The sequence below is a fragment of the Sebaldella sp. S0638 genome (assembly GCF_024158605.1).
Lineage (GTDB): Bacteria > Fusobacteriota > Fusobacteriia > Fusobacteriales > Leptotrichiaceae > Sebaldella.
Genome location: NZ_JAMZGM010000013.1, coordinates 55,550 through 64,935, shown reverse-complemented (window position 1 = coordinate 64,935; position 9,386 = coordinate 55,550). Strand labels below are relative to the sequence as shown.

General features: G+C 33.4%; 4 protein-coding genes. All 4 read left to right on the top strand.

All coding sequences use genetic code 11. From position 1 onward, the window contains the following. Nucleotides 1-6,414 (top strand): hemagglutinin repeat-containing protein (locus NK213_RS05870; protein WP_253347777.1); only part of this gene is annotated, 6,414 nt, incomplete at its 5' end. Further along, complete coding sequence (locus NK213_RS05865) at nt 6,415-6,951, top strand: hypothetical protein (RefSeq protein WP_253347775.1); 537 nt, start codon at nt 6,415-6,417, stop codon at nt 6,949-6,951. A 434-nt stretch (nt 6,952-7,385) separates the two neighbouring features. After that, nucleotides 7,386-8,066 carry an ankyrin repeat domain-containing protein gene (locus NK213_RS05860; RefSeq protein ID WP_253347773.1) on the top strand — a complete coding sequence of 227 codons (681 nt, stop codon included), beginning with the start codon at nt 7,386-7,388 and terminating at the stop codon, nt 8,064-8,066. 101 nt (nt 8,067-8,167) lie between these two features. Beyond that, nucleotides 8,168-9,376, top strand: coding sequence for an FprA family A-type flavoprotein (locus NK213_RS05855; protein ID WP_253347771.1), 1,209 nt, complete (start codon nt 8,168-8,170; stop codon nt 9,374-9,376). Nucleotides 9,377-9,386: the final 10 nt, after the last annotated feature.

Sequence of the window (9,386 nt, the reverse complement as noted above, 5' to 3'; positions counted from 1 at the left end):
GGACAGATACTAGCAGAAGAAGTAATAACGGCAAATAATACAAGTTTAAATAATACAGGGAAGTTAGCTTCGAATGGAAGTATAAACTTAAATAACTCGTCATTAATAAACAGAAGTTCTATAGAGTCAGTAACAATAAATCTACAGAGCCTGTTTTCATATGATAATGCAACAGGGACAATAAGAGGTAATGACATTAATCTGAGTACAACAGGGAATTTACTACTTGAGGGAAAAATCCAAGGAATAAGTAATCTGTTAATATCAGGATCAAACATAACAAATAATGGGAATACAATAAGTTCAGGGTTATTGAGATTATCAGGAAATGACATTACAAATAACTTAACAATATCAGGAAGTAATGTAGAATTACTGGCAACAGGGAACATATTAAATAATTCTATGATAGAGGGAGAAACAGGGGAATTATCAGGGAATAACATAGAAAATAGAGATTTGATAATATTTCTCGATAAACTGGATATAGAAGGAACAAAGCTTGTAAATAAGGACGCCACAATATATAGTGACGATGAGCTTAATATCCGAACAGCAGATGTAGATAATACAGACGGTGAAATAGTAGGACAGAGTACACTTAATATAACAGGGTTCAATCTTTTGGATAATACAAGAGGAGTAATAGACAGCAGAGGAAATATATTATTAAGCGGAAATAAACTGTTAAACAGCGGAGAAGTATCCGGGCAGTACAGACTTTATTGGGAAACTTGGGATGGACGTATAATATATGATAATGTGTGGAGAAATTTAGAAGATTCGTATTCTCAAACAGGCAACAGCAGTCTGATAACAGGATTGGATGATTGGACAGTTACAGAAGGCAGATCAAATATGCAGGGCTGGGGAATAAATCCCAAAGATGAATTAACAGATATAAATAATGATTTGGATTATAAACTTTATTACAATAATCTAACAAGCAGCCAGTTAGATCCGACAAAGGACTATAAGACACAGGTATTGACAGGATATATAGATACAAGTCAGCTTGTAACAACAGGAGCAAGAATATTATCAGGAGGAAACCTTACACTTGATATTATAGAACTTGAAAATGTAAACTCAAAAATAAGTGCAGGAGGAACGCTTTTAGTAACGGATAAAGTTCAGACAATAAAAAATGAAACAACAGCCTCAGCAATAAAGGTGTATGACGGAGACGAACAGGTAAAGACATGGACATTAAGCTGGACAGCAGGGAATGGAGATACAAGAAGCGGAGCAGCAATAGGAGTATGGAGAAGCTTAAAGACAACAGGAAGAGATCTGAATATAGCAGACAGCGTGTCAGTAATAGAAGGAAATAATGTAGTAATACAGGGAAGTCCGGTAATAAGTAACGGATATGTTATTCAGTCAGGAGCAGTGGTAGACCCAAGTACAATAACATCAAGAGATGTGGATGTAGACCTTTATTATGACCCTGTAACAGTACATGTAGACAGAACAGCAGTGATAGATATTATAAACACAGGTATAATACCTTTTAATAATCAGGTATTTAATCAGAGTATAAGTAAGCTTTTTACACAAAACAGCGATCCTGCGTCAAAATATATGCTTGAAACAAGATCACAATATATTGATTTGTCAAGATTCTTTGGAAGTGATTATTTCTTAAGTAAAATAGGATATGATGAGAGCAGTGACTGGAATAAAGCAAGAAGACTCGGAGATGCATATTATGAGACAAAATATATGAATAGTCTTCTTTTGGAAACACTGGGAACAAGATTCATAAATGGAAAAGCAGATACAGAGCTAATGAAGGAGCTTCTTGATAATGCAGTAGCAACAAGCGGAGATTTACAGCTTACAATAGGAGTGTCATTGACAAAAGAACAGATAGTAGCACTGAAGAGTGATATAATCTGGTATGTGGAACAAGAGGTAAACGGACAGAAAGTTCTGGTACCACAATTATACTTAAGTCAGGCGACTCTTGAGAATATAAAGAGTCCGACGACAACAATATCAGCACAGGAGACACTTGCAATAAACAGCAGTACTTTGGTAAATCAGGGAAGACTTGAAGGAAAAACAGTATATGTGAATACAGATAATCTGATAAATAAGAGTGTAGGAGCATTAACAGCAGAGATAACAGGAACAAATATCCAGATAGATGCCAAAAATGATATACTGAATATAGGAGCAGTAATTTCAGCGAAGGAAAATCTTGTACTGACAGCCGGAGGAACAATAAGTAATATAACAACAGGTGTAGAAACAGTGGTAAATGATAGATTAAGAGGAGAAGACAGAACTTATACAGCAGATAATATTCAGAATGTAGGATTAATAAGTTCAGGAAATGCAACAGTAATAAGCGGGGAAAATTATGTATCAAGGGGAGCGGTAACACAGTCAGAAGGAACGGTATATATTGAAGCGGAAAAAGATATTTCAATAAATATAATAAATCTAAAGGAATCAGAAAGAGAAGGCATTAAAAACGGATATCAATATACAGAAGTAAATCAGAAATTAGGATCAGAAGTAACAGGACTAGATAATGTAATAATGAATGCCGGAAATGATGTAAATATAAAGGGAAGTAGTGTATTATCAGACGGTACTGTACAAATATCGGCAGAAAAAGATATAAATATAGTGAATGATAAGAATACAACGTATCATGAAGAAAAACAGGAAAAGAAAGGAACATTTTCAAGTTACAGCAAACTGGAAAAGGATTATAAGGAAGGTGCGGCAGCAAGTACTTTGATGGGAAATAATGTAATCTTAGATGCCGGGAATGATGTAAATGTAAGAGCTTCAAATGTAATAGCAGTAAAAGAGGGAATAGAAAATACAGGTGGAAATATTGTAATAACAGCCGGAAATGATGTAAATATATCAACAGATGACATGAATAATGAATATTCCCTAAAAGAGAAGAAAAGTGGATTTAGTACAAACTTTTCAAGTGGAGGAGGTGGAGCCACTGCAGGAGTAAGTTACAGCAAGAGTAGTCTTGAAATAAATAGTAAAAGCACAACAGTTGCAGTGTCTACACTGATTTCAGAAGGAAATACAGTATTAGAAGCAGGAAATAAAGTAAGAACAGAAGCAATGCAGGCAAATGTAGGAGAAAATCTTATAATAAGAGGAGTAAACGGAGTAGAGCTTCTGGATGCTAAGGAAGTTTATGAAGAAAAGGTAAAGCAGAAGACAACAACAATGGGAGTAAGTTTAAATGTAGGATTTACGCCGGCTCAATTGGCAAGTACAGTGAGTGATGTAGCAGGAAACGTAAAAGATTATGGATTTGGAAATACATCACAGAGCATAAATACAATAGGAAACGGAATACAGGATTTAAGAGATATAGGTGGATTAAACAGTAATCTGAGAAACTGGTATGAAGGAATAGGATATTCAGCAACAAAAAATCTTATAGAATCTGGAGGATTATCAGGAAGTAATCTTCGAGATGCAGCCAAAGGACTGGTAAGTGCATCAGTATCACTGAATTTTAGCCAGAGCAGTTATGAATCAAATACAAATGGTACGACTTCAGTAGCTGGGGTAATAAATGTCGGGAAGAATTTTTTGATAGAATCTGAAGGAAATGTATTGCTTGTAAACCAAAAGATAAATGTAGGTGAAAACCTGATAGTAGATGCTAAAAACTTTGAAGCAAGAGCCGGGGAAAATACTTACAGCAATAATACGAAATCAAGTTCAGTAGGCGGCAGTATAGGTTATGATATAGTAAACAGCCATGCAATAGGCGGACTTAATATAGCAGGAGGAAAATCAAATACAGACTCCAAGTATTATGATAATACATATATAGGAGTAGGAGGAACTTTCCAGCTTACAACAAAGGATGATGCAACATTTGCAGGGGTTAACGTAACAGCGGATAAGATCAATTTTGATATAGGGAAAAATTTAAACGTAATTTCATTACAGGATGAGTATAAGTCAGATGGAAAGAATTATAGTGCCGGAATAAATGTATCTGGAAAACTTGAAGGAACAAATTTTCAGACAGATACTGCAAGACCGTCAATAGGCGGAAGTTATGGAGAAAATCATCAGGATAGTAAGTGGACAGGAAATCAGACAAGTATACTTGCAGAGAATGGCGGAAGTATAAAAATAGGAGAAACATTAACAAATATAGGATCAGTAATAGGAAGTCTGAATGAGAATGAAAAACTCGGAATAGAAGCAAAAAAAGTTGTAATAGAGAATTTAAAAGATTATAATGAAGGGGAGAATTACGGTATAGGTTTAAGCGGAATAAGTTTAAATGATAAAAAGACAGTAGCACCGCAAACATCTATTCAGTATGGAAGTCATGATAAAGAACAGAATACTAATTCGACATTTGTGAATACAGAAGTAACAGAAGCAGGAAAAAAACTGAATCTTGATGAACTGGGAATAAACACAGATATAAATAAGGCACAGGTAGTAACAAAAGACAAGGTAGTAGAACAGATAGATACTACGTTACATACAGATTTGATAAATGAAACGACAAGAAATCAGGTTATTAAAGATTTAAACGGACTGGCACAGCTTCCGGGAGATATAATAAGGGCGATACAGGTAACAACAGAAAATGAAGGAAGTAATTTTCTTGATAATTTAGTAGGAACACTGAGAAATACAGATGCTAATCTTATAAAGTATCAGGAAATGCATAAGGGATATGAAAACCTCAAAAATCTGCCGGATGATAAGAAAGCAGGTAATTCGGAGAAACTAGCCAATGATATGGCAAATGTATTAAGAAATACATATGGAATAGATGAAGATATAAAAATAATAGTGAGTTTTACAGATGAAGATAAAAATGGAGAAATGGCAGCTTATGAAAGAAAGGATGCAAAAGAAACAGGAGTAATAAATATTTTCATTAATGTAAAAAATGTAGATGTATCAGATATGGAGCAGGTCTATAATGCATTAGGAGCAGAATTAAGTCATTACAATCCAAGTAATCCATATGTTTACAATAAAACAGAGCAGCAGGCAGGAAAGAATAATAAGCTTGAGGAAGATTTTACATCAATAGGGAGAAAAGCCTTAGATGGAAGTGGAAATAGTTTTTATAATGATATTTTGAGTGGAAGCAGTGTATTGGATTCAGGGAATGGTAAATATGCTCTAATATCTGATGAAGATTTAGATTTTGCAACAAAGTGTGGACAAGGTTCTGGGGATGAAATGTGTGGTGGAACGACAAATAAAATTTTTATTCCTAAGTTAGATAAGTGTGGAAATGATAAAAAATGTCAAAAAGATATAACACAAAAAGCAATCAAAGTAGATAAGGGAATTAAGAAAATAGTTGATGATGTAAGTGAAACAAAGAATGGAAAATCAGATGAAAAATCTGGATTTTCAGATTTCGTTATTGAAAATAGCAAAAATATTTCAACAGAAGAAGAAAAAAAAGAAAAAGCATTAAAAGAATTTAGAGAAAATGCCTTGTATAATGGAGTGCAAGATAATATAAGAATAGAAATGATTGATAAGGATGGAAATAAACTAGTATTTGAGTCATTGCTGGAATATCAAAGTACAGGAAATAAAGAGGAACGGGCAGTATTACAATGGCTATCAGATAATATAAATAGTTTAGAAGAAGCTAAAAGAAATGCTAAAACTAGTGAAGAAAAAAAGGAAATAGATAGTCAGTTAAAACAATATTATGATGGACAAAAGGAGATAGAAGAAGGAATCAAACAAAGAGGTTCATTGGGTGGAAAAAATATAACAGGAAATTATCTATCAAAATCAGCAACGGGATATGATGGAATGACATTAACAGTATCAAATGAAAAAATGTCAGCAGAAGTAGGAGCAGAAAAAATAGGAATTGCGATAGATGGTATGGGGAAAATAGCAACAGAGCTTTGGATTGGAAAAATAAGTAATTCATCAAAAACTGAAAGTATAATTAATGATACATCTATTAAAAATGAGGCTGCTTCTGTGAAAGATTCAACAACTAAGGTTCCTTTAGTAAAAGATCCTGTAACTGGAAGAATGATAGAACCTAATACAAGTAGAGTAAATATTGCAAATGATTTCACAGCGTACACGCCATTAAAAAAGAATGGTGATCCATCAGATGCAGGATGGAAACATGTTGTAAAAAGGCATTTTGATGAGTCCCTTGCAAATAATAGATCAGTATTTACGAAAAGTGAAGAGGAAATAAAATCAATTTTGCAAAGTAAAATAGTAGTAGATTCACCAATTAGAGAAGTTCAACCCGGAATGTATGAGCGTATTGTAGATACTGGACAAGTAGTTGGTAAAGCTTCATTAAAACAAGGTGGAGGGGATACAACATGGATAAAATTATTAACAGATATGAAAGGGAATTTGATAACGACTTTTCCAGTGGGAGGAAAGTAAATGGACATATTGCTAAAAAGAGAATGGCAAATATTGAAAAAAGATATAGAAATAAGTGGGGAAAATATAGACCCATTGAGTTTGGCAAAAATAATTTTAAATTGGGGGAAGAAGTTAGAAAATTATAAAGATAATAAGATAAGAACCAATTACATTAAGTATTTATTGAAATTTCAAGATCTCGATATTGAAGAGTACAATTTCAAAAAAAGATGGTATGATTTTAATAATTTGCTAAAAATGGAGATATTGAGAATTGATAATGATACGGATAGGTTAATAATAGAATTATATGAGGTTTTGACTGAAATACTTATATTTAAGTCTAATATAGAAGGACCAATAGAATCTTATTATTATAGAGTCTATACAGATCTAAAAAAAGAAAGAATATATTATATATCGGATTTAGGAGGTGAAGTACTGGATATTAATTTGAAAGAAATAGAATTAAGAGAGAAGGTAGTTCCCGCACCTTCAAAGTTGATAGATAAATATGATATTCAAGTTTGTCAGGAGTTTGATACATATAGTTAGTTTTTAGGGTCTCGTCCTCATTTTCGGAAAAACACCCATTAATGATTAATTATGTGAAGCAACTGAAGATAGGTAAGGATAATGTCATTTTGATGTTATCCTTTCCTTTTTTCTCAGCTCCATTTTAAGCACTTCAAATTTCAGAGACAAGTAACAGGTAGTCTTTTTTATTTAAAACACTCTATTGGCTCAGATTGACCTCGGAGGGTGGTTGGTAATTGGGTTCAGAGCAAAGGAAAAAAGTCAGGAGATTTTGAAGAACTCTTGACTTTTTTATTGTGAAAACATGGAATTATATCACACAATTTATAAGATATACATGTGGTATACAAAAATAGCGTTAAAGATTTATTTCCTTTGATAGTAGATATTATGTTTGAAAATATAAACAATTGATGATATAATTTAGGAAGCATAGTCTGGAGTGTGTTTTAATGAAAAAAATCTTGATATGGATATTGTTATTTAATGTTGTAATATTTTCAAATGAAATAGATATGTTAAAGCAGATGGATGACAGTAAATACGAAGAAAATGCAGTTAATTTTTTTTTGGACACCATCCGCAAAAAAAATAATTTATTAGTTATAAATATTTTAGATATGGAGAAAAACCGGCAGGCAAGACAACAGACTGTAAAAGAAGGAACTTACGGACCTGAAATAGCACCAAGACAGTTCAGGACACAGCTTACAGTTAATTCACGTAATAAACTGGGGTATACACCTATTATAGTTGCTATAGAGTCTGGAAATAATGAAATGCTTGCGGAGCTTCTGAAAAGAGGAGCCAGTGTCTATGAAAAGCATCCTGTTTTTGGCAGACTGGCATTACATACAGCATGTTACTACGGAAATGCAGAAGCAGTGAAAATATTGCTGGATCATAATAAAAATATTGTGAACTACCAGAGTGATAATGACGGCTGGACGCCTCTTGACGATGCAGTTTTGAAAGGTAATATCCAGATAGTAAAATTATTGATTGAATACGGAGCTGATCCAAGGGTTCCAAATTTCAAAGATGAGACGCCTATAGATATGGCAACAAAATTTGGAAAAGGTGAAATTGTAAAATTATTAAGAGATCAGGATAAGAAGTTACATTGGAACTAGCGCTTTCTCTATATTTACACTTTACAGCCTTAATAGTATTATGGAAATCTTGTGATTAAATCTTCAAATAATGCGCTATAATTTTAAGGAGGAGAACAAAAATGATACACTGTGTACAAAAAGTTAGTGAAAAAATTTACTGGGTCGGAGGTAATGACAGAAGACTAGAACGTTTTGAAAACATGTTCCCAGTACCAAAAGGGGTATCATACAATTCATATCTGATTCTTGATGAAAAGACAGCTTTGATCGACACTGTTGATTCAGCTATAAGAGACCAGTTTATAGATAATATCAGATATGTTCTAAATGGAAGGAATCTTGATTATTTGGTAATAAACCACATGGAACCTGATCATTGTGGAAATATAGAAGACTTGTTAAGAATTTATCCTGATATGAAAATAGTAGGAAATGCAAAAACTTTTCAGTTTTTTGAACAGTTTTATGATACAAGAAAGCCTGAAAATTATCATAAAGTAGCAGAGGGAGAAAGTCTTTCCCTTGGAGAACATACACTGAACTTTTACATGATGCCGATGGTGCATTGGCCCGAAGTAATGGCAACATATGAATCCAGTCAGAAAATATTGTTTTCCGCAGATGCTTTCGGTACATTCGGGGCAATAAACGGAAATCTGTTCAGCGATCAGACAGACTTTGAAGGGTACTATCTGTCAGAGGCAAGAAGATATTATGCTAATATAGTAGGGAAATACGGAATGCAGGTACAAAATGCCTTAAAAAAGCTCACAAAAAATGAGATAAAAATGATATGTCCGCTTCACGGACCATCATGGAGAACAAATCTTGAATACTTTCTTGATAAGTATGATAAGTGGAGTTCTTACACTCCTGAGAAAAAAGGAGTAGTACTGTTTTATGCATCAATGTACGGAAATACAGAAAATGTAGTTAACGCAGTAGCAAACAGACTTGCTGAAAAAGGTGTGGAAGATATGAGAGTTTTTGATGTTTCAAAAACACATCCTTCATATATAATTGCAGAAGTATGGAAGTACAGCCACATGGTAGTGGCATCACCATCTTATAACGGCGGGCTGTATCATGTAATGGACGCTTTACTGCACGAATTAACAGCTTTGAATATGCAGAAAAGAAAGGTTGGTATAATAGGAAATTATACATGGGCTTCAAGTGCAATAAAGGTAATTACCGAACATGTATCAAAAATGAAAGATACAGAAATAATAGGGGATCCTTTGGAGGTAAATTCATCAATGAAAGAACAGGATGAAGAAAAATTAACCAAATTCGTGGATGCAATTTATAATTCATTAAATAATTAAAATTTTTATC

Coding starts and splice junctions, on each gene's coding strand:
- NK213_RS05865 (WP_253347775.1), top strand. CDS start 6,415: ATGGACATATTGCTAAAAAGAGAATGGCAAATATTGAAAAAAGATATA.
- NK213_RS05860 (WP_253347773.1), top strand. CDS start 7,386: ATGAAAAAAATCTTGATATGGATATTGTTATTTAATGTTGTAATATTT.
- NK213_RS05855 (WP_253347771.1), top strand. CDS start 8,168: ATGATACACTGTGTACAAAAAGTTAGTGAAAAAATTTACTGGGTCGGA.